This is a genomic window from Elstera cyanobacteriorum (genome assembly GCF_002251735.1).
Lineage (GTDB): Bacteria > Pseudomonadota > Alphaproteobacteria > Elsterales > Elsteraceae > Elstera > Elstera cyanobacteriorum.
Window position 1 is genome coordinate 186,116 of sequence record NZ_NOXS01000031.1, and the last position, 24,635, is coordinate 210,750.

At 62.9% G+C, this 24,635-nt stretch carries 23 protein-coding genes; 8 read left to right on the top strand and 15 right to left on the bottom strand.

Going from position 1 to position 24,635, the window contains the following annotated elements; genetic code table 11:
• The first annotated feature begins 77 nt into the window (after positions 1 to 77).
• The gene (locus tag CHR90_RS08255) at positions 78 to 941 is read left to right on the top strand and encodes a DMT family transporter (RefSeq protein WP_094408509.1); all 864 of its coding nucleotides are present in this window, start codon (positions 78 to 80) and stop codon (positions 939 to 941) included.
• Here the strand turns inward: CHR90_RS08255 and CHR90_RS08260 are convergent.
• Together CHR90_RS08260 and CHR90_RS08265 are read right to left on the bottom strand one after the other, a co-directional pair.
• A complete protein-coding gene (locus tag CHR90_RS08260) occupies positions 938 to 3,862 on the bottom strand; it encodes a leucine-rich repeat domain-containing protein (RefSeq protein WP_094408510.1) in 2,925 nt (974 codons plus the stop codon). The two genes, CHR90_RS08255 and CHR90_RS08260, sit on opposite strands and share 4 nt — an antisense overlap.
• A gap of 83 nt (positions 3,863 to 3,945) precedes the next feature.
• The gene (locus tag CHR90_RS08265; protein ID WP_094408511.1) at positions 3,946 to 4,782 is read right to left on the bottom strand and encodes an IclR family transcriptional regulator; all 837 of its coding nucleotides are present in this window, start codon (positions 4,780 to 4,782) and stop codon (positions 3,946 to 3,948) included.
• A gap of 152 nt (positions 4,783 to 4,934) precedes the next feature.
• Between CHR90_RS08265 and CHR90_RS08270 the strand changes: the two genes are divergently transcribed.
• The 7 genes from CHR90_RS08270 to CHR90_RS08300 are packed head-to-tail and all read left to right on the top strand — an operon-like array spanning position 4,935 to position 11,528.
• Positions 4,935 to 5,981 carry an ABC transporter ATP-binding protein gene (locus CHR90_RS08270; protein ID WP_094408512.1) on the top strand — a complete coding sequence of 349 codons (1,047 nt, stop codon included), beginning with the start codon at positions 4,935 to 4,937 and terminating at the stop codon, positions 5,979 to 5,981.
• The gene (locus CHR90_RS08275) at positions 5,978 to 6,829 is read left to right on the top strand and encodes an ABC transporter permease (protein WP_094408513.1); all 852 of its coding nucleotides are present in this window, start codon (positions 5,978 to 5,980) and stop codon (positions 6,827 to 6,829) included. The genes CHR90_RS08270 and CHR90_RS08275 overlap by 4 nt, the downstream gene beginning before the upstream one ends.
• Before the next feature lie 5 nt (positions 6,830 to 6,834).
• On the top strand, positions 6,835 to 7,629 hold the full coding sequence (locus tag CHR90_RS08280) for an ABC transporter permease (protein WP_094408514.1): 795 nt from the start codon (positions 6,835 to 6,837) through the stop codon (positions 7,627 to 7,629).
• 8 nt (positions 7,630 to 7,637) lie between these two features.
• The gene (locus CHR90_RS08285) at positions 7,638 to 7,928 is read left to right on the top strand and encodes a (2Fe-2S)-binding protein (protein ID WP_094408675.1); all 291 of its coding nucleotides are present in this window, start codon (positions 7,638 to 7,640) and stop codon (positions 7,926 to 7,928) included.
• Positions 7,925 to 9,283 (top strand): FAD/NAD(P)-dependent oxidoreductase, encoded by a 1,359-nt coding sequence (locus CHR90_RS08290; protein ID WP_094408515.1) that lies wholly within the window; start codon positions 7,925 to 7,927, stop codon positions 9,281 to 9,283. The genes CHR90_RS08285 and CHR90_RS08290 overlap by 4 nt, the downstream gene beginning before the upstream one ends.
• Positions 9,280 to 10,482, top strand: a complete 1,203-nt coding sequence (locus CHR90_RS08295; protein ID WP_094408516.1) for an NAD(P)/FAD-dependent oxidoreductase — start codon at positions 9,280 to 9,282, stop codon at positions 10,480 to 10,482. The genes CHR90_RS08290 and CHR90_RS08295 overlap by 4 nt, the downstream gene beginning before the upstream one ends.
• A complete protein-coding gene (locus tag CHR90_RS08300; protein WP_094408517.1) occupies positions 10,479 to 11,528 on the top strand; it encodes an ABC transporter substrate-binding protein in 1,050 nt (349 codons plus the stop codon). The genes CHR90_RS08295 and CHR90_RS08300 overlap by 4 nt, the downstream gene beginning before the upstream one ends.
• A 43-nt stretch (positions 11,529 to 11,571) precedes the next feature.
• On the opposite strand, the gene CHR90_RS08305 is transcribed toward CHR90_RS08300, so the two are convergent.
• The 13 genes from CHR90_RS08305 to rdgB form a co-directional block, all read right to left on the bottom strand.
• Positions 11,572 to 12,510, bottom strand: a complete 939-nt coding sequence (locus tag CHR90_RS08305) for a carbohydrate kinase family protein (RefSeq protein ID WP_094408518.1) — start codon at positions 12,508 to 12,510, stop codon at positions 11,572 to 11,574.
• Position 12,511: 1 nt separating this feature from the next.
• Positions 12,512 to 14,140: an FGGY-family carbohydrate kinase gene (locus tag CHR90_RS08310; RefSeq protein WP_094408519.1), complete on the bottom strand. Its 1,629-nt coding sequence runs from the start codon at positions 14,138 to 14,140 to the stop codon at positions 12,512 to 12,514.
• A 37-nt stretch (positions 14,141 to 14,177) separates the two neighbouring features.
• Positions 14,178 to 14,951 (bottom strand): SDR family NAD(P)-dependent oxidoreductase, encoded by a 774-nt coding sequence (locus CHR90_RS08315; protein WP_094408520.1) that lies wholly within the window; start codon positions 14,949 to 14,951, stop codon positions 14,178 to 14,180.
• Between the two features lie 46 nt (positions 14,952 to 14,997).
• Complete coding sequence (locus tag CHR90_RS08320; protein ID WP_094408521.1) at positions 14,998 to 15,768, bottom strand: L-iditol 2-dehydrogenase; 771 nt, start codon at positions 15,766 to 15,768, stop codon at positions 14,998 to 15,000.
• Positions 15,769 to 15,770: 2 nt separating this feature from the next.
• Positions 15,771 to 16,769: an ABC transporter ATP-binding protein gene (locus tag CHR90_RS08325; protein WP_094408522.1), complete on the bottom strand. Its 999-nt coding sequence runs from the start codon at positions 16,767 to 16,769 to the stop codon at positions 15,771 to 15,773.
• Between the two features lie 19 nt (positions 16,770 to 16,788).
• Positions 16,789 to 17,619: a carbohydrate ABC transporter permease gene (locus tag CHR90_RS08330; protein WP_094408523.1), complete on the bottom strand. Its 831-nt coding sequence runs from the start codon at positions 17,617 to 17,619 to the stop codon at positions 16,789 to 16,791.
• Between the two features lies 1 nt (position 17,620).
• Entirely contained in the window at positions 17,621 to 18,493 is an 873-nt protein-coding gene (locus CHR90_RS08335) for a carbohydrate ABC transporter permease (protein ID WP_094408524.1), read from the bottom strand.
• A 75-nt stretch (positions 18,494 to 18,568) separates the two neighbouring features.
• A complete protein-coding gene (locus tag CHR90_RS08340; RefSeq protein ID WP_170941347.1) occupies positions 18,569 to 19,873 on the bottom strand; it encodes an ABC transporter substrate-binding protein in 1,305 nt (434 codons plus the stop codon).
• A 166-nt stretch (positions 19,874 to 20,039) separates the two neighbouring features.
• On the bottom strand, positions 20,040 to 20,990 hold the full coding sequence (locus CHR90_RS08345) for a sugar-binding transcriptional regulator (protein ID WP_094408526.1): 951 nt from the start codon (positions 20,988 to 20,990) through the stop codon (positions 20,040 to 20,042).
• Positions 20,953 to 21,660: an HAD family hydrolase gene (locus CHR90_RS08350; protein ID WP_094408527.1), complete on the bottom strand. Its 708-nt coding sequence runs from the start codon at positions 21,658 to 21,660 to the stop codon at positions 20,953 to 20,955. The genes CHR90_RS08345 and CHR90_RS08350 overlap by 38 nt, the downstream gene beginning before the upstream one ends.
• 69 nt (positions 21,661 to 21,729) lie before the next feature.
• Positions 21,730 to 22,782 carry a quinone-dependent dihydroorotate dehydrogenase gene (locus CHR90_RS08355; protein WP_094408528.1) on the bottom strand — a complete coding sequence of 351 codons (1,053 nt, stop codon included), beginning with the start codon at positions 22,780 to 22,782 and terminating at the stop codon, positions 21,730 to 21,732.
• Positions 22,779 to 23,987: a radical SAM family heme chaperone HemW gene (gene hemW, locus CHR90_RS08360; RefSeq protein ID WP_229671542.1), complete on the bottom strand. Its 1,209-nt coding sequence runs from the start codon at positions 23,985 to 23,987 to the stop codon at positions 22,779 to 22,781. The genes CHR90_RS08355 and hemW overlap by 4 nt, the downstream gene beginning before the upstream one ends.
• The gene (gene rdgB / locus CHR90_RS08365; RefSeq protein WP_094408529.1) at positions 23,984 to 24,580 is read right to left on the bottom strand and encodes an RdgB/HAM1 family non-canonical purine NTP pyrophosphatase; all 597 of its coding nucleotides are present in this window, start codon (positions 24,578 to 24,580) and stop codon (positions 23,984 to 23,986) included. The genes hemW and rdgB overlap by 4 nt, the downstream gene beginning before the upstream one ends.
• Positions 24,581 to 24,635 lie beyond the last annotated feature (55 nt).

The following is a 24,635-nucleotide window of genomic DNA, read 5'->3' on the forward strand; positions in this document are numbered from 1 at the left end:
GAATTGTCCTGAACTGTCTCTGGCACTCGAAGCGGCTTCTGTCAAGCTATCGGCGTGATGGTTTGGAGGATGGTGGGATGGATAAGAGTCTTGATGGGTGGATCAGCGGCTTTCTGGGCGTTTTGATTTTCAGCGGTTCGCTGCCCGCAACGCGGCTGGCGGTGGCCGATTTCGACCCGTTTTTCCTAACGCTGGCCCGCGCGGCGATCGCCGGTTTGCTGGCCGGGGGGGTGCTGCTGATCTTCCGCCAAGCCCGCCCCAGTCGCCGCGACCTGCCATCGTTGCTGATTGTCTCGCTGGGCGTCATTGTTGGGTTTCCGCTGTTGACCGGCCTTGCGCTACAGCATGTCACCTCGGCGCATTCGGTCGTCTTCGTTGGGCTGCTGCCGCTGTCCACGGCGATTTTTGGCGTGATCCGGGGCGGCGAGCGTCCGCGCCCGCTGTTTTGGCTCTTCTCCGGCATCGGCAGTGCCTGCGTGGCCGGGTTTGCGCTGTTCCAGAGCGGCGGCGGCACGCTGGTCGGCGATGCCTTCATGCTGGCGGCGATTATCGTCTGCGGTCTTGGTTATGCCGAAGGCGCGGCCCTCTCGCGCCGCTTGGGCGGCTGGCAGGTGATCTCCTGGGCGCTCGTCCTCTCCTTGCCGTTCATGGCTGCCGCCGCGCTGCTGACCCAGCCCGCCGATTGGTCGCACGTCGGCACCCCGGCGCTCTGGAGCCTTGGCTATGTATCGCTGTTTTCCATGCTGATCGGCTTCGTCTTCTGGTACCGCGGCCTCGCCCTCGGCGGCATCGCGGGCGTTGGGCAGCTTCAGCTTTTGCAGCCGTTCTTCGGCCTGACCCTGGCCGCGACCCTGGTCGGCGAAAGCGTCGCCTGGCCGATGGTCGCGGTTACGGGCGCGGTGGTGCTGTGCGTCGCCGGGGCGAAGAAGTTTGCGCGTTAGGGGGACGGGGTGAGGTCATCCAGGGCGTATTGGATGAACTCATCCCACTCTACCGGCCTAAGATGGCTGTTGATGGTAGAGAGGATGGTGGCGATGGACTGGTAAAACTGGGTGATAAGGCCAAAATTTTCCCGCAATTCCGGCGCTGGATCCGCCGCGCTAATGCGGTCAAAGGCTTGTTTTTGTTCGGCGTGTTCAGATTCCCAGTATTCGGCATAGGGGGCAATATCCTGTGGTTTAGTTATTTTTAAGCCGCCGAGTAGGTAAATGCGGACACGTTCGATAAAATCTATTTTACATTGTTCGCTAAACTTCCAGATATGATAAAGCTCATACATGCAGTACGGCGACCGTAAATAAGAATCGCTCATAAAAATGAAGATGCGCTGGCCCTGGCTCAAGGATTTCATATAGTTTTTGAGTTTTTCGCCGAATTTTATCGCATCTTTATCCCTTAGAACGGGAATATTTTTTCCTCTCGCTGTCTCCATAAAGGTCTCGACAGCGGCTTTTTCGTCTTTTGGAACCGCCTGCAAATCCTTCCAGCAATAAGAAACATAGAGCTTGTAATCGCTCATCGGTTCTTCGGTGAAGGTCGGCTTGAAGGTTTCCGCCTCGTCTGGCCGGGGCGGTGGGGTATCGCGGGGGGTGGGGTTTTTCACGCCGAAGTCGTGGTTAATGTCCTCGATCCACCCGCGCAGCAGATCAAATAAACGCTTTTCGCGATCGCCCTTGACCTCAAGGGTCAGGCTACCCGCCCAGGGGGCTGCGGTGGCGTGACCATCGCGCGGGCCGAAGATTTGCCGAATATAAGCCCGGCTGCGGGTTGTTGCCTCGTAAACATACAGCCCGTCGCGCCAATAGCGCCCGCGCATTTGGGCTTCCTGGCCGATCCGGCAGATCAAGGCGCGCATGATGCCCCGATGCAGCAAGCTATAGTCATAGGTCATGGTGGCGGGCTGGCCGGGGAAACTATGCCACGCCTCGTCAAGTTCGAGGGCGAAGGCCGATTGTTCCGGCAACAGATCGGGGGCGAGGTAGATCGTTTCCGCCCCGGTGCCCTGATACGCAAAACAAATCCCGCAGGTTTCCATGAAGGAAAGGAATAGTGCTTGTTCGTCCGGGCTAAAGCCTTCCGCATCCCATACTAGGGCGCTGAGGTCGGCGAGGGTAAAGCGCCCGTGCTTCTCCCGAAGGTGGGAATAAACTTTGTCCCGGCTAAACAGGGCATAGATTGCGCCAATGGCCCAAGTTTGATCGAGAATGATTTGGTCGCCGAACAGGCCGGGCTGGTAGAAAATCACCCCACAGCGGTGCAAATAGGTGCGCAAGGTTGCGGGCGCGCTTTTAACGCCATGCTGTGCGCAGAGATCGGCAAACCACGCTTGATCCCGCCGCTGATTCTCCGGTCGATAGGTGCCATCGGCCTCGCGCAGGTTTTCAATCGCGTGCTGCACGGCCTGCCATGCTTGGCCGATTACCCGCACGTCCTCGTTCTCGCGCAGATGGTCCACCGCGTCCTGCAGGGCGGCGCGCAGATCGCGGGCACGATAGGGTTTCTGCGCGCCGAACTGCAACCGGCGCAGAAACGCGAAGGCAGCCCCTTCGGTGGGCGGTGCGGGCTGTTCGTCGGCCCGGGTGTCGCATTTGCTTTGCACCAGCAAAACCGGGCTGTCCGCGCCTGCATGGTCGGCGATATGGTCCAGCCAATATTGGCGGGGATAGGTGCGCGACATAAAGTTGCGCGGATCGACATTCAGGGTGCTGGCATCCGCCGGTTCCCGATCCGCCGACCACAGCAGGGCAAAGACGGCGCGGCTGCGCAAAAACAGCGTATGGGTGCTGTGGTATAGCTCCTGCCCGCCAAAATCCCACAGGTGCAGGCGTGTTTCGCCCTGCTGATCGTCGCCCGGTAGTGTAGCGGTGGTAACCTGAATGCCGTGGGTGCTATCCCAATCGGGGCTGAAGGCCTCTCCGCGCAAATGCCGCGCCATCTGGGTTTTGCCGGTGCCGCCATTGCCCAGCAGGAACAGTTTTACATCGCGGACGGGAGTGGGGTTTTGCTCTCGGTCGGCTAAATAGTCGCGCAGGCGCGGGAGGCAGTTGTCATCGTAACCGTTCGATAGGATTTCCGGGGGGAAGCCTGACAGCGTGGTGATGATTACGGATTCCAGCGCTGGGCGTGCCAAAAACTCCGGTGGATAGGTTTTTAGGGGAGTGTCGAAGCAGTAGAGGCTTTGCAGGGCGGTACAGTTTTGCAGCGCGTCGAGGTTGGTGATCTGGGTGTAGGAGCAGTTGAGGATTTGTAGGGCGGTACAGTTTTGCAGCGCATCTAGGCTGGTGATCTGGGTTTCGGCGCAGTAGAGGCTTTGCAGTTCGGTACAGTTCTGCAGCCCGTCGAGGCCGGTGATCTCGGTGAAGGAGCAGCTGAGCCTTTGCAGTTCGGTGCAGTTCTGCAGCCCGTCGAGGCTGGTTATCTGGGTGCCGAAGCAGTAGAGCCTTTGTAGGGCGGTACAGTTCTGCAGCCCATCAAGGCTGGTTATCTGGGTGTTGAAGCAGTCGAGGCTTTGCAGGACGGCGCAGTTTTGCAGCCCCTCGAGGTTGGTGATCTGGGTGTTGAAGCAGTCGAGGCTTTGCAGGACGGCGCAGTTCTGCAGCGCGTCGAGGTTGGTGATCTGGGTGTTGGAGCAGTCGAGGCTTTGCAGGGCGGTGCAGTTCTGCAGCCCGTCGAGGCTGCTGATCGCGTTCCACGAACAATCCAATTCCCGCAAATGCGGCACGTCCCGCAGAGCCTCCGGCAATGCGGATAGCCCCAAATCAGAAAGATCCAAGCCCCCCGTCTTCGCCTCTGCCTCCTGCGCAATCCGGGCGAGGGCCACGGCCATCCCATTAGTGCCATCAAACTCGGGAATAATCGTCATGCGGCACGGCCCCCAGAGAAAACCTTCTTTCCGAGATTAACCTTTTCCCTCTGCAGCGCAAAGGGGTGGGACGCCGTTCCGCATCACCCCAGGCTACTCAAACTCCGCGACGGGTAGCGCACCGAGGGGTCGAAGGGGTTCAGCGCCGCGCCCAAGGCAGTGGCTTCGGTTTGTAGGATTTTCAGCACGGTCGGCAGCCGTTCCGGTCCCAGCCGTTCGGCGAGGGTGCCGACCGATAGGGCGGCGACGGGGGTGCCGCTGGCGTCCAGCACGGGCACGGCGACGCCCGCCATGCCGGGGATCAGGCCGGTATTGAGGCTGACCCAGCCCTGCGCGCGGGCTTTCGCGAGTTCCAGCCGCAGGCCTGCTTCGTCCAGGAAGCCGCGATCCAGCAGGCGGGGCATATTGAAGCGGATGACTTCTTCGGCTTCGGCTTCCGGCAGATGGGCGAGGATGGCGAGGCTGCCTTGGCCGATGCCCAAGGGAATGCGCCCGCCAATGTCGCCGGTGAAGGAGCGGATGGGGAAGGGGCCCTCCACCCGGTCGAGGCACACGACATCGTAGCGGTGGCGTACCAGCAGAAAAATCGTATCGGTCAGGGTCGCGGAGAGGCGCAGCAGGCGCGGGCGGGCAAGGTCGCGCAGCCCCGTCGCTTGCCCGGCGCGCGCGGCCAGCACGAAAAAATCCAGCCCCAGCCGATAGCGTTTGCCGCCCGAAACCTGCTCCACAAACCCTTCCGCCTGCAAATCCTGCAAAGCGCGGTGGGCGGTCGGCTGGCTGCACCCGGCGGCGGCGGCAATATCCTTTAGTCGCATACCGCCGCCGTCATCCGCGCCCAGCAGGCGCAGCAGCCCCAGGGCGCGGCGCAGGCTGGAGAGGGGGGCGTCGGGCGAAGAAGGTGTTAATTCGTCAGCAGTCATTCTTTATTAAATTCCGAATAACGGAATTATGTCAAAATAAATTTACAGGAGCGGATTTTCGCGTTGACCCTAACCCCCCCTGTGGCGCCAGAGTTTTACAGCGGCGTGACGCGCTTCCCCCAGAAAGTTTCCAGGTTCCCGGCGAGGTGGTGATGAGTTTTCTGACGCTGGATCGCTTGAGCAAGCATTACGCCGATCTGGCGGCGGTGCAGGACGTGAGCCTGTCGGTCGAGAAGGGCGAGTTTATCTCGCTGCTCGGCCCCTCCGGCTGCGGCAAGACCACGACTTTGCAGATGATCGCCGGGCTAACGGAACCGTCGGGCGGGCGCATTACCTTGAATGGGCGCGATATTACCCACGAAAAGCCGAATAAGCGCGGCTTGGGCATCGTGTTTCAGTCCTACGCGCTGTTTCCGCATATGACCGTCGCGCAAAACATCGCCTTCGGTTTGGAAATGCGCAAGATCGGGCGGGCAGAGCGCGAAAAGCGGGTGACGGATGTACTGGCGCTGGTGCAGCTTTCGGCGATGGCCGACCGGTTTCCGCGCCAGCTTTCCGGCGGCCAGCGTCAGCGCGTGGCGATTGCCCGGGCGCTGGTGATCGAACCGCCGCTGCTGCTGCTCGACGAACCTTTGTCGAACCTCGACGCCAAACTGCGCGAGGAAATGCAGTTCGAAATCCGCCGCATTCAGCGCCGCACCGGCACCACGACGATCATGGTCACCCATGATCAAGCCGAAGCCCTGTCGATCAGCGACCGGGTGGTGGTGATGGAAAAGGGCCGGATGACCCAGGTCGATACGCCCTATACTCTCTATGAACATCCGGCGACGGAGTTTATTGCGGGCTTCGTCGGGCGCATGAACCGGCTTAAGGGCCTTTGGCGCCCAGCAGCGGGCGGGGTCGAGGTTGGCGGCGTGCTGCTGCCCGCATCCTTGGCCGATGGACAGGATGGCACCGCCGTTACCGCCAGCCTGCGCCCGGAAAAGATTCTGCTGCGGCCCCAGGGTAGCGGCGCCGTGCAAGGGGTGATCGCCAGCCGCTTCTTTATCGGCACCTCCTGGCTGTTCACCGTCGAAACGGCGCTTGGCACGCTGGCGGTGTCCGCCCCGAACCAGGGGGAGGAGCCGCCCGCCGAAGGGGATCGCGTCGGTCTCGATTGGTTGCCCGGTAGCTTGCGCCTGGAGCCGCAGGCATGACGGCGCCGCGCCTAACCCCCACGCTGCTGGTCGGCCCCGGCGCGCTGCTGTTCCTGGCGCTGGTGGTCCTACCGCTGGTGCTGACCTTCATTCTGTCCTTCCACGCCTTCGACCATACGGCGGGCGTGAAGAATGAGTTCACCCTCGGTCATTACTGGGCCGTCATCAGCGACGATTACTATCTGAATATCTTCTGGCGCACCCTGCGGTTGGCGCTGCTGACGACGGTGATCTGTGCGCTGATCGGCGCGCCGGAAGCTTATATTCTGTCGCGGATGCGCGACCCCTGGCGGTCGATCTTCCTGCTGGTCGTACTCGGGCCGCTGCTGGTCTCGGTCGTGGTACGCGCCTTTGGCTGGAGCATGCTGCTGGGCGGCAATGGTCTTGTTAACCAAGCCATTCAGGCGCTCGGTTTCGGGCCGGTGAAAATCCTCTACACCGAAACCGCCATCGTCATCGCCCTTGTGCATGTGATGCTGCCCTTCATGGTCATCCCGGTCTGGACGGCCTTGCAGAAGCTCGATCCGACCGTGGAAGCGGCGGCCTGGACGCTGGGCGCCTCGCGCTTTACCACGCTGCGCCGGGTGGTGCTGCCGCAGGTCACGATGGGGGTGCTGTCGGGCAGTTTGATCGTTTTCGGTCTGTCGGCCAGTTCTTTCGCCATTCCCGGCTTGCTCGGCGGGCGGCGGCTGAAGATGGCCGCGACCCTTGTGTACGACGAATATATGCACGAGCTGAACTGGCCGCTGGGCGCCGCCATCGCCATCATCGTGCTGCTCGCCAACCTGCTGATCATGCTCAGCTATAACCGGGTGGTGGAAGCGCGCGCCCGGCGGACCCTGGGGTAAGCGCCATGCAGAAAAACGGCCTGATCGCCCTGCTGTTCCACACGCTCGTCATTATGTTCATGCTCGCGCCGATGGTGATCATCTGCCTCGTCGCCTTCACGCCGGAAAATACGCTGACGATCCCGACCACTAGTTTTTCCTTACGCTGGTTCCACGCGATCTTCGAGCACCCGGACTTCGTCGATTCGTTCAAGAACAGCCTGTGGCTGGCGCTGCTGTCGGCGACGATTGCGACGGCGCTGGCGGTTCCGGCGGGGCTTGCGCTCGACCGCTATGAATTTCCAGGCCGGGGGGCGTTGAACGGCCTCTTCATGTCGCCGCTGATCATTCCGCATCTGGTGCTGGGCGTCGCCTTTCTGCGGCTATTTGCGCTGATTGGGGCGACCGGCAGCTTTACGTGGCTGGTGGCCAGCCATGTCGTCGTCATCCTGCCCTATGTCTTGCGCCTCGTGCTGGCGGCGCTGGCGGGGATGGACCGGTCGGCGGAACAGGCGGCGCTGACGCTCGGGGCTTCGTCCTGGACCAGTTTTCGCCGTGTCACCGCGCCGATGATCCTGCCCGGCATTACCGGCGGCTGGCTGCTGGCCTTCATCAATAGTTTCGACGAGTTGACCATGTCGATTTTTATCACCTCGCCGCAGACCGTCACCCTGCCGGTGCGGATGTATATGTATGCGACCGAATCCATCGACCCGATGATGGCGGCGGTTTCCGCCCTGATGGTCGCGCTGACGGCGGCGGCGATGCTGGTGCTCGACCGCGCCTTCGGCCTCGATAAAATCCTGATCGGGCAGAAATGAGCGCCGCCATGCCCCTGCTGCACCGCCTCACCCGCACCGATACGACCCCCTTGCCGTTCACGCTCGACGGTATCCCGCGCGAAGGGCGGGCGGGCGATACGCTGCTGACCGCGATTTTAACCCAGGCAGAAGCCCTGCGCCGCAACGAGTTTTCCGGCGCCCCGCGCGCGGGGTTTTGCCAGATGGGCGCCTGCCAGGATTGTTGGGTGGAGCTTGAGAGCGGTGAGCGGCTCCGGGCCTGCACCACGCCGTTGGTCGCGGGCATGCGGATTGTGACGAAGACCGGAGGCAGCCGATGACCGCGCCCTTGATCGTCGGCGTAGGCCCCGCCGGTATCCGCGCCGCGCAAACCTTGGTTGCCGCTGGGCTGCGGCCCCAGGTGGTCGATGAAGCCCCGGCGAGCGGCGGGCAGATTTATCGTCAGCCTTTGCAGCCCGATGGCCGCAGCGCCCAGGCGCTTTACGGCTCGGAAGCTGGGAAGGCGGTCGATCTGCACCGGACCTTCGACGGGGTGCTGGGGAAGATCGACTATTATCCGAATGCGCTGCTGTGGAACCTGCGCGACGGGCAGGCCGATCTTGCCATTGCCGGGCGGGCAAAACGCATCGCCTACGATGGGCTGATCCTGGCGACGGGCGCGACCGATCGCATTCTGCCCGTTCCGGGCTGGACCTTGCCGGGTGTCTATACCCTCGGCGGATCGCAGGTCGCCCTGAAGGCGCAGGGCTGCGCGATTGGGCGGAAAGTGGTTTTTTGCGGCACTGGGCCGCTCTTATACCTCGTCGCTTGGCAATATTGGAAAGCGGGGGTGACGGTCGCGGCGGTGCTGGATACCGCACCCGCATCGGCCAAGCTGGCGTTGGTGCGTGGGCTGACACTGGCCCCGGCCATTGTTTTGCGCGGCCTCAAATTCGGCTTCGATCTTAAGCGCGCAGGCGTGCCAATCTATTCGGGCGTCGAGGCGTTGCGCTTTGGCGGCACCGCGCGGGTGGAGGGGATTTCTTGGCGCGCGGGCGGGCGGGAGCATCATCTGCTCTGCGACGGGATCGGTTACGGCCTTTCCCTTAGACCCGAAACCCAAGTGGCCGATCTCGCCGGTTGCGCGTTTCGTTTTTCGGCGCGCGACCGCGCGTTCGTGCCGCAGAAGGATGCCGCAGGCCGCAGTTCGGTTGCGGGCGTTTATCTTGCGGGCGATGGCGCCGGGATCGCCGGGGCCGATGCGGCGGAACGGGCCGGGGAACGGGCGGCGCTGGCCCTGCTACAAGACCGGGCTTTCCCCGTCGATACGGCGCGCTGTGCGGCGCTCGAGTCTGACCTCGCCAAGATCGAGAAAATCCGCGACATGCTGGAAGCCGCGTTCCCATTCCCGGCCCATTGGGCGGCAACCTTGCCAGATGATCTAACCCTCTGCCGCTGCGAAGATGTGTCGGTCGGCAGCGTTCGGCAGGCGGTGCAAGCGTTTGGGCTGACCGAGATGAACCGGCTGAAGGCTGTCACCCGCACCGGTATGGGCCGCTGTCAGGGCCGCATGTGCGGCGCGGCGGTGGCGGAAGTGCTGGCGGGCGCCTGCGGGCGCGAGGTTGCGGCCGTGGGGCGGCTGCGCGGACAGGCGCCGGTCAAGCCCGTGCCGCTGACCCTGGAGGCGGCGGAATGAGCGGGCGGCTATCGGTCGATGTCGCCATCATTGGCGGCGGTCTTGCGGGCAGTTCGGCGGCGCTCGCCCTGCGGGGCATGGGCATTTCCGTTGCGCTGTTTGATAAAGGTTTCTGTGGCGCGCAGGCGAGCGGGGTCAATTACGGCGGGGTTCGCCGTCAGGGCCGCCCGCCCGAACAATTGCCGCTGGCGGCGCGCGCGGCGGGCGTTTGGACGCGGTTGCGTGGGCTGATCGGGATTGACGGGGAATATGAACGCTCCGGTCATCTCAAGCTGGCCCAGACTGAAGCCGATATGGCGGCGCTGGAAGCCTATGCCGAGACGGTGTCGGGCTATGGTCTTGATCTGCAACTGATGGGCGGCGCCGCCCTGCGAAAGCGCTTTCCCTGGATCGGCGACGGGATGGTCGGCGGCTCCTACTGCCCGTCCGACGGGCACGCCAATCCGCGCCTTGTGGCGACAGCCTTTCCGGCAGCAGCCCGGCGGGCGGGGGCGCAGGTCTTCGAACAAACCGCTGTGGTCGGCGTGACCCGTCAGGCCGACGGCTTTTGGCTTGAAACCGCGACGAACCTGCGGGTGCGGGCGGGGATTGTCCTCAATACCGCAGGTGCCTGGGCCGCGCCGTTTGCCGAGAGTTTCGGCGAACCTTTGCCGCTTAGCCGCATTTACCCGTCGATGATCGTGACGGAACCCCTGCCGCCGCTGATGGATGTGAATATCGGCATGGAAGGCGGGGCGATCTATGCCCGCCAGGTGGCGCGCGGCAATTGCGTTATTGGCGGCGAGCGCGGGCTCGTGTTGGCCGATCCCGATTTCTCCCGCCCCAGCAGCGACGGGGCGCGGGCGATCATGAACCGCGCCGCCCGCTTCTTCCCGGCCTTGCAACACGCCCACGCCATCCGCTTTTGGACGGGAACGGAGGGGGCGACCCCCGACAAGAACCCGATCATTGGCTTTAGCACGACAACGCCCGGGCTGATCCACGCCTTTGGCTTCACCGGCGCCGGTTTCCAGATTACCCCCGGCGTTGGCGAGGTCTTGGCCGAGCTTGTGCGCGACGGTCATAGCCCGACGCCGATTACCGCTTTTTCCCCGGCGCGCTTTCGGCCCGCCCGGTCCCCCGCTTCGCCCGGCCTAACCGGGGCGCAAGACCAAAACAACCAGCAAAAATCTGAACAGAGAGAGGGTTTTCCGTCATGACTAAGACCCGTTGCCTTATTACCGTTTCCGCTGCCGCCTTGGCACTCGCCGCCGGGTCCGCCGCCGCCCAGAGCAAGACGCTCTACGTCGGCATGAACGGCGGTAACTTCGAAAAAGCTTTTACCTCTGCCGTTTTCCCGGATTTCGAGAAGGCGAACGATGTGAAAGTCGTCGTCGTCCCCGGTGGCTCGGCGGATATTCTGGCGAAGGCCACCGCCGCCAAAGATAAGCCGCAGATGCACGTCATGTTCCTGGATGACGGCGTGATGGTGCGCGCGATCGGCGCGGGCCTGTGCGAACCGTTGAAGCCCTCGGCCAATCTCAATGCCGTGCTGCCCGGCAGCCGCATGAAGAACGATATGGCGGTTGGGATCGACCTTGGCATGACCGGCCTCGCCTACAATAAGAAGATGTTCGACGAAAAGGGCTGGGCCGCCCCGACGTCGTGGATGGACCTTGCCGACCCGAAGTATAAGGGCAAGGTTGTCTTCCAATCGGCCTCCGCCTCCTCCTTCGGGTTGCACGCTTTCCTGATGTTCAACCGCATCCAGGGCGGCTCCGAAACCAATGTCGAGCCGGGCTTTAACAAGTTCACCAGCTTGATCGGCGGCAATGTGCTGGAATTTATCCCCAGCTCCGCCAAAATTTCCGAAATGGTACAGACTGGCGAAGCCGCGATCTTCCCGCTGACCCCGACCGCTGTATCGAACCTGAAGGACAAGGGCATTCCGGTGGAATATGCCCAGCCCAAGGAAGGGTCGGTCGTGCTGATGGTGGCGCAGTGCGTCATCGCCAAGAATTCCGAACCGGAACTGGCGCAGAAGCTGGCTGAATATTTGCTGTCGCCAGAAGCGCAAAGCAAGGCGCTGGCCGCCGGGAATATCGTACCCTCGAACCCCGCCGCCAAAGCGACGACGCCGGAGGCGGAAAAGAAACTGGAAGTCTTCCACACCTATATGAAGACCGCCGTTAACCTGGATTGGGATGCAATCAACGAAAAGCGGCCCGACTGGAACAGCCGCTGGAATAAGATGATCGAACGCTAGGCTTTATGCGGGGGCATCCGGTGATCGGATGCCCCTGTTGGTTTTAGGCGACCTCATCCCGCCACGGTGGATTGGCCCCGGGACGGGAGCAGGTGATGGCTGCTGCTTGGACCGCAAACCGCAGGCAATCACCAAGAATGCTGGGAAGCAGGGCATCGAGACTGCGCAGCCAGCCCCGGTCTTGCAGGGTCACCAGCAGGGCCGCCAAGAAGGTATCCCCAGCGCCAATCGTATCGGCGATCCTAATCTCGGGGGCGGGAATATGGACCCCTCCGGCGGCTTTGTTCCAGGCGGTGGCCCCGTGGCGCCCGCGCGTCAGCACAACCAGTTCGACCCCCTGTGCCAAAAATCCTTCGGCAATCGTATCCGTGTTCGCGGTCCCATAGAGAAACTCGAAATCCTCGTCGGACATGCGGATCACGGTGGCTTCCCGGGCAAAGGTGGCGATCCGGGCGCGGAAATCGTTGCGATCCTTCACCAAAATCGGGCGGCAGTTGGGGTCGAGCGAGACCAGCACCCCGGCGGCTTTTGCGGCGCGTGCAAGGGCCAGGGTTTCCGAGCTGCTGGGATCGTCGATCAGCGTTGTGGAGCCAACGTGCAGGGCTGCAATCTCCGCCCACGGAAACCGTTCCGGCTGGAAGCGCCAAGCGCGTGCGGCGCTGCCTTCGTCATAAAAGGCGTAGCTTGCGGAATTATCGGGGTTCAATTGAATGAAGGCCAGGGTGTTCTGGTTCGGCAGCCGGTCGCAGAAGCGTAAATCGACGCCCGAAGCTTCGGCATGTTGGGCAATCATATCGCCGAACATATCGGTCGATAACGCCCCGACAAAGCCGGTCGGCGCCCCCAACCGGGCCATCGCCACAGCGATATTGAGGCAGGAGCCACCGACGATGGGCTCCATCACCCGCGTGCCGTCTTTACTCTCGGTCGGCATGAAATCGATCAGCGCGTCGCCGCAGCTCAAAAGCCATCCTCTGGTCATGTTACTCCGCCATCATCGACCGCGCTTCGCGGTCCAGGGTCTGCATAAGGGTAAAGATCTGCCGCTTTTGGGTATGGAACGCCGCGAGGCCCCCCGCCGCAGGCTGGGTTAAGCTACCGATGCGCGACATTGCTGCCATCGCTTGCGGCAGATTGGCAAAGCGTCCTGCGGCGAGCGCGCCCAGCATCGCGGCCCCCAATAGCACGGGTTCCGCCGTTGTCGGATAGGCCACTGTGCAGCCGGTGGTATCGGCCATGATTTGCCGAACCAGCGGGGACCGGCTGGCGCCGCCGCTCATCACCAGGGTCGTGCAGGCTTGGCCCGCCGTGCGAAAGGCGTCGATCACCTGGGCGGTGCTGTAGCCGAGGCCGCAGAGCGCCGCGAGATAGAGCCGGATTAGCCCGTCGATCCCCGGTTCCATATCCAGCCCTAAGATCACCCCACGCGCGTCGGGATCGGCGAAGGGGGAGCGGTTACCGAGCAGGTCGGGGACGATATGGAGATTTTGCGTCGCCAGCACCGCGTCCGACGCCGGGCCGCGCGCCAGAATGGCCTTTTCGAGCCACTCCAGCGGTGCGAGAGCATCGGCCTTAGCGCGGGTTTCGAGGTCCGGGAACGCGGGGTGTAGGCGCAGAAGATAATCGATAGCCGCGCCCGCTGCCGATTGGCCGCCTTCATTGAGCCAGAGGCCGGGGATCATCGCCGACTGGTACGGCCCCCAGATGCCTTTGACGAACAAAGGGCTTTCCGTGCTCGCCATGATGCAGGCGGAGGTTCCCATGATATAGGCCACCCGCGCCAGCGGGTCCGGCGCTTCACCGTTTGGCCCAATTGCCCCCACAGTACCGACGCCGCCCGCATGGGCATCAATCAGTGCCGCGCCGACGGCGATGCCGGGGACCAAGCCCAAATCGGCAGCGGCCTCGGCGGTCAACCCCCTGCCCAGTGGCGTGCCGGGGTCGAGAATATCGGTGCCGATACGGGTATAGTCTTCTGCCGGAAACTCCGGCAGGCCGATGGCGCGGAAGAAATCGCCGTCCCAACGCTTTTCATGGGCCAGATAGGTCCATTTGCAGGTGACGGTGCAGGTAGACCGCGCCAGCGACCCTGTGGCCCGCGCGGTCAGATAGTCTGAGAGATCGAAGAAATGCGCGGCCTTGGCAAAACTTTCCGGCAGATGGCGTTTCAGCCAGAGCAGCTTCGGCGATTGCATTTCAGGGGAAATGGAGCCGCCAACATAGTCTAGCACCCGCGCGCCAGACTGGTTGATTTCCTTGGCTTCCGCCGTGGCGCGATGGTCCATCCAAACGATGATATTGCGCGTGGCCTCGCCCGAGGCGCTGACTGTCACCGGCTGAAAACGATCATCGAGCACAACCAGCGAGCAGGTAGCATCGATCCCGATCCCGGTGATTTGCTGCGCGGGCAGGCCTGATGCCGCCAGCGCCTGCCGGGTCGCGGTGCAGACGGCCATCCAAATATCGTCCGACGATTGCTCCGCCACGCCGCCCGCGTCTTGCCACAGGCGGATGGGATGTTTGGCGCTCGCCAGCAGACGCCCCTCGGGATCGAAAATCCCGGCGCGGGCGCTGCCAGTGCCGATGTCGATGCCGATGAACGCCTTTTCCATTCCCATCCCCTGCGGTCTTTTTATCGTTGGCCTAGCTTTACCAGCAGGTGTACCCGCCATCCACCACCACGACGCTGCCGGTCATCAGACTTGCGGCATCGGAAGCGAGGAACAGCACGACAGAGGCGATTTCGTCGATCTCGCCCAGGCGGGCCATCGGGGTGCCGTCCAGCCATGCTTTATACATCTCCGGCTTCGACTTCACGAATTCATTCAGCGGCGTCGCGATATAGGTCGGGGCGACGGCATTCACCCGCACGCCGCGCGCGCCCCATTCGGCGGCGAGCGATTTGGTCAGGTGATGCACGGCGGCTTTCGAGGCGTTGTAATAGCTCTGCTCCTGCGGTTTATTGACGATAAAGCCGGACATGGAGCCGATGTTGACGATGGTGCCGCTTTTAGCGGCCAGCATATGCTTCCCGAAAGCGCGGCAGCACCAGAAGGTGCCGTTGAGATTGACGTCGAGGACGTTCAACCAATGCTCGTCGGCTACGGTTTCGGCGGGGGTTTCGCTGCGGGCGATCCCGGCATTATTCACCAGAATATCGATCTTGCCGTATTTGGCGACGGTTTCGTCGGCAACGCGGCTGACTTGGGCGCTGTCGGTCACGTCCATAATCACGGTATCGACGTCATAGCCCTTGGCCTTCATCTGGGCCTGGCCGTCGGCGGCAACGGCCGCATCGAAATCGGCAATGATGACCTTCGCGCCCGCTTCGGCCAGCGCTTCGACTGACCCGAGGCCGATGGCGCGCCCGCCGCCGGTAACCAGGGCGACGCGGTTGGTGAGCTTGAATTTATTCAGGTACATGGCAGTTTCCACGGCAGGCTAGGGACTGAAAAGAACGGCGGCGAGATCAGCTCATCCAATTGCCGCCGTCGACGTTGAGGGTTTGGGCGACGACATAATCGGCGTCGGCGGAGGCTAAGAAGACGGCGGCGCCGGTGTGATCCTCCGGGCTGCCCATGCGGCCATAGGGGACGGCTTCCCCGACCAGGCGCTTCTTTTCGCCCAGGGGCCGGTTTTCATAGCGGGCGAAGAGAGCATCAACCTCGTCCCACATGGGGGTATCGACAACGCCCGGCGCGATGCCGTTCACATTGATGCGGTGCTTGATCAGATCGAGCCCGGCGGATTGGGTGAGGCTGATGACGGCGGCCTTGGTGGCACAATAGATCGAGACCAACGCCTCGCCGCGCCGCCCGGCTTGGGAGGCCATATTGATGATCTTGCCGCCGCGCCCCTGCGCCACCATCTGCCGCGCCACGGCTTGCAGGCAAAGGAACAGGCCCTTCACGTTGACGGCGAAGAGAAAGTCGATGCTTTTCTCCGTCACCTCCAGCACCGGCCCCATGTCGAAGACGGCGGCGTTGTTCACCAGAATATCAATGCCGCCCACCTGCGTGATCACGGCCTTGACCATCGCCTCGATGGAGGCCGCATCGGTCACGTCAAGGGCGATGCCCTGAGCCTGCGGGCCGAGGGCGGCGGCGGCTTTTACGGCCTCCTCCACATCCCGATCCGCCAGAAAAACGGTGGCGCCTTCCGCCACATAGCGCGCGCCGATGGCAAGGCCGATGCCGCGCGCGCCGCCGGTAATGACGGCGACCTTCCCTTGAAGTTTCATGGTCAGATCGCCTTTCCGGCGGCGTTGAAACGATGCAGGCGGGCGGGGTCCGGGGCCAGGGCGACGCTATCGCCGACCTTAAGGCCAACTTCGCCCTGGACCCGCGCCGTCATCGCGCCGATGCCGGGGACGTCGGTATAGAGGAAGGTATCGCTGCCCAGATGCTCTGCTGCGACCACGGTGCCGCGCCAGCCCGCCCCGTCACGGGTGGGGTTGAGATGTTCGGGCCGGATGCCGAGGGTGGCCGCCCCTTCGCGTTCCGCTTCTGCCCCGGTGATGAAATTCATCTTGGGGGAGGCGATAAACCCGGCGACGAAGAGGTTTGCCGGGTGGTCGTAGAGGTCGAGCGGCGAGCCGGTCTGCTCCACCCGTCCGGCATTCAGCACTACGATCTTATCGGCCATTGTCATGGCCTCCACCTGATCGTGGGTGACATAAATGGCGGTGGTGGCGAGCTGCCGTTGCAGCCGGGTAATTTCCTGCCGCATCTGCACGCGCAAAGCGGCGTCGAGGTTCGACAAAGGCTCGTCGAACAGAAAGGCTTTCGGCTGGCGCACAATCGCGCGACCGATGGCCACCCGTTGCCGCTGCCCGCCCGACAGCGCGCCGGGTTTGCGGTCGAGATAGGGGGTGAGGTTCAAGATCGCGGCGGCGGCATCGACCTTCTTGTCGATCTCTGCCTTCGGCATCCCGGCCATCTTCAGCCCGAACGCGATATTATTGCGCACGCTCATGTGCGGATAGAGCGCGTAGGACTGGAAGACCATCGACAGGCCGCGCTTGGCGGGCGGCAGCGGGGCAACATCCTGTCCATCAATCAGAATGGCACCGCCGCTGACATCCTCCAGCCCGGCAATCAGCCGCAGCAGGGTGGATTTACCGCAGCCAGAGGGGCCGACAAAGACGACGAACTCGCCATCGTTGATCGAGAGATCGACGCCGGGGATGACATCAACGGCCCCGAAAGATTTTTTGACACCTTTAAGCTGGATCGCGCCCATGAGGTCGCTCCTTCTTTTCTTATTTCACCGCGCCGAAGGTCAAACCGCGCACAAGCTGGCGCTGGCTGAACCAGCCGACGATGAGAATGGGGGCGATGGCGAGGGTGGAGGCGGCGGAGAGCTTCGCCCAGAACAACCCTTCCGGGCTGGAATAGGCCGCGATGAACATGGTCAGCGGCGCGGCGGATTTGGTCGTTAAGTTCAGCGTCCAAAACGCTTCGTTCCACGCCAGGATGACGTTCAGCAGCACGGTGGAGGCGATGCCCGGCACGGCCATCGGCAACAGTACGAACAGGATTTCCTGGCCCAAATTGGTGCCATCCATCCGCGCCGCTTCCAGGATGTCCTTGGGGATTTCTTTGAAGTAGGTGTAGAGCATCCACACCACGATCGGTAGATTGCCCATACCGAGGACGACCAGCAGCCCCCAGCGGTTATCCAGCAAGCCGGTATCGCGGAAGATCAGATAGATCGGCACCAGCGCGCCGACGGCGGGCATCATTTTGGTGGAGAGCATCCACAGCAGCAGGTCTTTGGTGCGCTTGTTCGGCGCGAAGGCCATCGCCCAGGCGGCGGGGATCGCCAGCAGCAAGCCGAAGATGGTGGCGCCGAAGCTGAGGAAAATCGAATTCCAGGCGTGGTGCAGATAGTCGCTGCGCTCCTGCACGGTCAGGTAATTTTCCAGCGTCCAATCAAAGAAAAGGAAGCTCGGCGGCATGGCGAAGGCTTCAAGCTCGGTCTTGAAGCTGGTTAGCACCATCCACAGCACGGGCAGGAACATCAGCAGCCCAACGGCCCAGGCGGCGGCGGTATTGATCAGGCGGCGGGGCAGGGGGGTGGCACGGGCCATATCACGCCTCCAAATTCTTGCCGACGAGGCGGACGAGGAAGAAGGCGACGATATTCGCGAGGATGACGGCGATGATCGCGCCCGAGGAGGCGCCGCCGACATCGAATTGAATAAGCGCCTGGGCATAGACCAGAAAGGCGATATTGGTCGTCGCCACACCGGGGCCGCCGCCGGTTGTCACGAAAATTTCCGCGAAGACTGACAGCAGGAAAATCGTCTCGATCATGATCACCACGGTGATCGGCCGGGCGAGATGCGGCAGGACGATATAAAAGAAATAGGAAAACGGCCCGGCCCCGTCCATTTCGGCCGCTTCCTTCTGTTCCCCATCCAGGGATTGCAAAGCAGTCAGCAGGATCAGCGCGGCAAAGGGCAACCACTGCCAAGCGACGATCAGAATGACCGAAAACAGCGGCATCTGGCCGAACCAATCGATCGGCTGAAGGCCGAACAGGCCCGCGACCCAGGCAAATAGGCCGGAAACCGGGTGCATCAGCAGGTTTTTCCACACCAGCGCGCTGACTGTCGGCATCACGAAAAACGGCGTGATGACCATGATGCGCACGAGGCCCTGGCCGAACATCGGCTGATCGATCAACAAGGCAATGCCGATACCGAAGACGATGGAAATCGCCAAGACCCCGCCAACCAGCACCAGGGTATTCTTAAGTGCGGTCAGAAAATCGGGATCGGTCAGGAAATAGGCGTAATTTTCAAAGCCGATGAAGCCTTCGGTGCCCGGCGATAGAAGATTATAGCGCAGGGTGGAGAAATACAGCGTTAGCCCCAGCGGCACGATCATCCACAAAAACAGCAGGACGACCGAGGGCGACAGGGCGAGCCGGGCGGCGATGCTATTATGGCGGGTGGCCATGCCGGTGCTCCCAAAACTGAAGAAAAAGGGGGGATAGCGCGACGGATCACGCTATCCCCAGTCCGGGAGGGGATCTTACTTAATGTAACCGGCCCGCTTCATGTCGCGTTCGGTCAGCGATTGCGCCGACTTCAGCGCATCGTCTACCGACGTTGCGCCCGCGATGACGCCGGAGAAAGCCTGACCGACGCGGGTGGCGATGCCCTGGAATTCCGGGATCGCGGCGAACTGCACGCCCACATAGGGCTTCGGCTTCACCGTGCTCTTGATCGGATCGGCGGCGTTGATCGCCGATAGGGTCAGTTCGGCGAAGGGCGCGGCCTTCTGATAGTCGGGATTGGCATAGAGCGACTTGCGCGTGCCCGGCGGTACATTCGCCCAACCTTCCTTGGCGGCTACGAGCTTCGTATAGTCCTTGCTGGTCGCCCAGGCGATGAACTTCTGCGCGGCGTCGGTCTTCTTGGAACCGGCGGGAACCGCCAGATTCCACGCCCACAGCCAGCCAGCGTTCTTACCCAGGCCCGCATTCGGGGCGATGGCGAAGCCAACCTTATCGGCGACCGTGCTTTCCTTCGGATTGGTCACGAAGGAGGCGGCGACGGTGGCATCGATCCACATGCCGCATTTCCCGGCATTGAAGAGGGCGAGGTTTTCGTTAAAGCCGTTGGAGGAGGCACCGGGCGGGCCGGACTCCTTCATGATCTGGGCATAGGTGGACAGGGTCTTCTTCCACTCCGGCCCGTCGAATTCCGGCTTCCATTTTTCATCGAACCAGCGCGCGCCCATCGAATTGGCCATCGCGGTCAGGAAGGCCATATTCTCGCCCCAGCCTGCTTTGCCGCGCAGGCAGATGCCATAGGTTTGGCTGGCGGGATCGCTGACCTTCTTCGCGGCCTCGGCGATGAAATCCCAGGTCGGTTCCTTCGGCATGGTCAGGCCCGCCTTCTGGAACAGATCCGTGCGGTACATAACGAAGGAGCTTTCGCCGTAGAAAGGCGCCGCGTAGAGCTTGCCGCCTTCGGAAATCCCCGACCGGATGGCGGGCAACAGATCATCGACGTCATAGTCGGCGCCGAGCTTATCGAGCGGCACCAGCCAGCCTTGCTTGGCCCAAATCGGCACTTCGTAGGTGCCGATGGTGAGAATATCGAACTGGCCGCCTTTGGTCGAAATGTCGGTGGTCACGCGCTGGCGCAGCACGTTTTCTTCCAAGGTCACCCACTCAACGGTGATACCGGGGTTCTTGGCGGTGAAATCGGCCGTCATGCCCTGCATGCGGATCATGTCGCCGTTGTTCACGGTGGCGATGGTCAGCTTGGTTTGGGCGGCGGCAGGCAGCGCGAGCAGAGAGACGGCGCCCAACAGAGCACCGAGGGTCATACGCATTGGTATCCTCCCTAAAGGATGAGCATATGTTCTTGTAGTGAGCGTATGTTCAATTTTCGAGGCCGCCCTGTCAATCGCAAAACGCGCGCTTTCGCCGCAGGCAGGCGCCTGCGCCGGGGATTATTGCGCTGCAAAAAGAAAGGTTTGGCCGGGGGAGGATTTACCCCAGAAGCGCTTGGGCCGTGGCTTCGTTGGTGATCAGGCCGCTTAGAATCCGCCCCTTGAGGGCGGCGCGAATCGCCTCAATTTTTGCACTGCCCTGCGCGACGCCGACGATCAGCCGTTGCGCGGGCACTTGGTGCGGCACGCTCATCAGCGTGCGGTTGGTGCCGCCGTCGAGAATCTGACCGTCCGCATTGAAGGCCCAACCGGCCACCTCGCCGACCGCGCCCATGCGGATCATATCCATCAATTCTTCGCGGGTGATGAAGCCATCCACATGCAATTGTGCCTGCCCATCGATCTGGCCGACGCCGACCAGGGTGACATCGGCGCGGTTGGCGAGGCTGCGCACTTTCTTGACCGCATCCAGGCCGAGCAGCAACTCCCGCTCCTCCGGCGAGGTGGCGAAGATCGGCAATGGCATTGGGTAGTGCCGGGCTTGGGTGAGATCGGCGAGGCGGCTCAGCACATCATAAAAACTGGCGGTGCCGTCGCGGGAGATATTGCCGATCAGCGAAACGACATCGTGCAGCGGGCAGGTGAGGCGCGGCAATTGTTCAACGGCGGCGCGCAGGGCGCGGCCGGTACCGACCGCCAGAATGATCGGCTTTTCCGACCGTAGCTTCTGTTCGATGAAGGCGGCGGTCGATTGGGCGATGCCGAGGGTGCTGCTGGTCGAGTCCGGGTCCGTCGGCACCACGTCGCAATAGAGTAGCCCATAGCGCGCCGTCAGCCGCGCCGCCAACTCGAGGCAGGCTGCGATGGGATGGTCGAGCCGGAAGGTGATCAGCCGTTCGGAGACGGCCAAGGAGACGAGCCGCTGCGCCGTGGGGCGCGAGACGTTTAGCTTTTTTGCAATCTCGTCCTGAGTATTGCCCGCGATGAAATAGAGCCAGCCCGCGCGGGCGGCGTCATCGAGGCGCGACTTGTCGGTGTCGCTGCTGGCCATGATTGCGGGTAAACTCCGGCACGTCGAACTCTTGCATCCTATTGAATAGGCGATCCGCCCCGGCCTTTACCAGTGTTTCCGCCGACCCGGCGCGTTGATGGCTGCCGCCGGTAAAGCCCCAGACGGTCATTCCGGCGGCTTTTCCGGCCAGAACCCCGGCGGGGCTATCCTCGATCACTAGGCAGCGGGCGGGATCGGCCCCCAGGGTTTCGGCGGCGTGCAGAAAGAGATCGGGCGCCGGTTTGCCGCGCGCCACCATCGCCGCATTGAAAATCCGTGCATCGAAGAAGTCGATTAGGCCGGTGAGCGTGAGCGCAAGGTCGAGCCGGGGCCGCTCGGAGGAGGAGGCGACGCAAAACGGCAGGCCGAGGGTGCGCAACCCCTCCAGAACCCCTTGAATATCGGGGATCGGTAGAAGCTCGCGTCGCATGCGCTCGGCGACATCGAGTCGAAAGCGCGGCAGAAACTCCTCCGGTAACTCGCTCCCGGTGCGGGCGCGGAAATCCTCGGCAATCGCGGCGGTACTGCGCCCGAGGAAGCGGGCCATCACCTCCTCGTGGCTGGTGGGTAGACCGGCGGCGGTCAGTTGATCGGCCAAGCTGGCGCAGCTAATCACTTCGCTATCGACCAAGACCCCGTCGCAGTCGAAAATCACCAGATCGAACGCCACTCCGGCCTCCCTGAATTTTTGTTCACGCTAGAGTCAATTATTCAATTGATCAAGCGCGAACGGTAGGCCTTAGGCTTCGATCCCCACGGCGTCGGTCAGGCGGGTATGCCCGTCGCGGGCAAGTAAGGCGTCCAACTCTATGAGGATGCGGCGGACGGCCCAGGGGCCGTCGTAGACGAGGGCGCTATAGAGCTGCAGTGCGCTGGCCCCGGCCTTGATCTTGGCATAGGCGTCGGCGCCGCTGGCGATCCCGCCGACGCCGATCAGCGGCAGGCTGCCGCGCGTGCGCCGGAAGACTTTCGCCAAAATCTCCGTCGAAAGTCCGAACAGCGGCAGACCAGATAGGCCGCCGCGTTCATCTTTCTGCGGGCTTTTTAGACCGTCGGGCCGGGCAAGGGTCGTATTGCTGAGGGTCAGCGCGTCGATGCCTTTTTCCAGTAGCACCGCCAGCACGGCATCCAGCCCCGCATCATCGATATCCGGCGCGATCTTGGCGACCAGCGGCGGGCGGCGCACCCCGCTGGCGAACAGCGCGGCCAACCGGTCCAATAGATCGCGCAGAGGGCCGGGGCTGAGGAACATTTTGCCATTGGCCGTATTCGGGCAGGAAATATCCAAGGTCAGGAAATCGGCCTTATCGGCGAAGCGGCGCGCCAGCCGCACGAAATCATCCGCCGGATCGGCGCTATCGGCATTCGACGCCAGATTGACGCCCACCACCTGATCCGGGCGTTTCTTGGCGGCAAAGCGGGCGCCAACCGCGTCCATCCCATCATTGTTAAAGCCCATGCGGTTGATAACGGCGCGATCTTCCGTTAGCCGAAACAGGCGCGGGCGCGGATTGCCGATCTGCGGCAGCGGGGTCACGCCCCCGATTTCACCGAAACTGACCCCCAGGGTCGGGAAGTTGAAAAAGGCGCGTGCGTTTTTATCGAACCCCGCCGATAGCCCCAGCGGGTGTGGCAAGTCCCGCCCGACGATATGGGTGGCGAGGCGCGGCAGCGGCGGCACCGGCACGGGCGGCACCAGACCGGCGCCCAGCAGCTTCAGCGTCAGCCCGTGGGCATCTTCCGGGTCCATGCGGTGCAAAAAGGGGCGGGCGAGGGGGAAAAGGTCGATCATGCCGCATCCTCCGGCAAAATTTGCGTCAGCAAGGCGTTTAGCCGCTGCCGCCCGGCCAGGGTGGCGGCGATGCGGGTATCGGTGAGGGTTAGGAAACCGCCGTCGATCATGCGCGATAGCCCGGTCGGGTCCAAAGTGCTTTCCGGCGGTTGGCCGATTTCGCGCCAGAAGCGGGCGACAGGAATGCCTTCGGTCAGGCGTAGGCCCATCATGGTGAGTTCGATTAGCCGGTCGGACAGGGCGACGGATTCGGTCTCCGTCAATCCGTCCTCACCACGCTCCAGGGCCGCAAGCCAGGTCTCCGGGGCCTTGTGCGCACGGGTGGCGCGCTTTAGGCCGAGCGGGGAGCCGTCGTCGAGCGTCAGCCGCCCGTGGGCGCCGGGACCGGTGCCCAGGTAATCCCCATAGCGCCAATAGAGAAGATTGTGACGACTTTCCTGCCCCGGGCGGGCGTGGTTGGAAATCTCGTAAGCGGGTAGCCCGGCGGCGGAGAGCAGCGCCTGGGTCGCCTCATAAAGATCGCCCGCCAGCGCGTCATCCGGCAGGGCAAAATCGCCGCGCGCATGGGCGCCGTAGAAGGCGGTGCCGGGTTCGATGGTCAGTTGATAAAGCGATAGATGCCCGACCGCGAGGTCCAGCGCCTGTTTCAATTCGGCTTCCCAAGCGGCAGTGCTTTGGTTCGGGCGGGCGTAGATCAGATCGAAGCTAAAACGCGGGAAATGTTTTGCCGCCAAGCCGATGGCGCGGCGGGCTTCCTCGGGATCATGGGTGCGCCCGAGAAAGCCCAGTGCGTCCTTTTCCAGCGCCTGCACGCCGATGGACAGGCGGTTGACCCCGGCGGCAGCATAGCCCGCGAAATTCTCGGCCTCGGCGGAGGTTGGGTTCGCCTCCAGGGTGATTTCGCAGTCGGCGGTCAATGGCCAAAGGTGGGCGATAGTCTCGATCACCGCCGCAACCGTGCGCGGCGCCATCAGCGACGGGGTACCGCCGCCGAAGAAGATGGACGAAACCGCCCGCGTGCCCAGCCCCGCAGCCTCGAACCGGGCCTTCTGGCGCTTAAGATCGGCGAGCAATCCAGCTTCCCAGGCGTCGGCTGCTATTTTTTCGCGCACATGGCTATTAAAGTCGCAGTACGGGCATTTCGACCGGCAGAACGGCCAATGCACGTAAATGCCAAAAGGGCGCGGGTCGGGCGGCAGGGTCACGCGAAAACGGCTTTCACCAACTGTTCGAAGGCGCGGGCGCGGTGGCTGATCGCGTGTTTGGCGGCAGGGTCCATTTCGCCAAAGGTGATGCTGTGACCGTTCGGCACGAAAATCGGATCATAGCCGAAGCCATGCGGCCCGCGCGCCGGGAAGGTTAGTGTGCCCTCGATGATGCCTTCAAAGGTCACGATCTGACCATCGGGCCACGCGAGCGATAGGGCGCAGTGGAAGGCGGCGGCGCGGTTGGGATTGTCCCCCAGTTCCGTGCGTACCCGCTCCATCGCGACGGCAAAATCCTTGCCCGGCCCGGCCCAGCGGGCGGAATAAATCCCCGGCGCCCCATCAAGACCCGCGACCGACAGGCCCGAATCATCGGCCAAAGCAGGTTTGCCCGAGCCTTCGGCGGCGGCGCGCGCCTTCAGTTCGGCGTTGGCGATAAAGGTCAGGCCGGTTTCCTCGGGCTCCGGCAGGCCCAGCGCCCCGGCGGCAACCACTGGAACAGCGAAGGGCCGCAGTAAATCTTCGATTTCCCGCACTTTACCGGGATTATGGGTGGCCAGAACCAGGGTTTCGCCGGGCGTCCAACGGGGCATCGCGCTCACTCCTTCTCAGATGCGGCGTCTATAGCAAGCTTGCGCTACGGGGCAT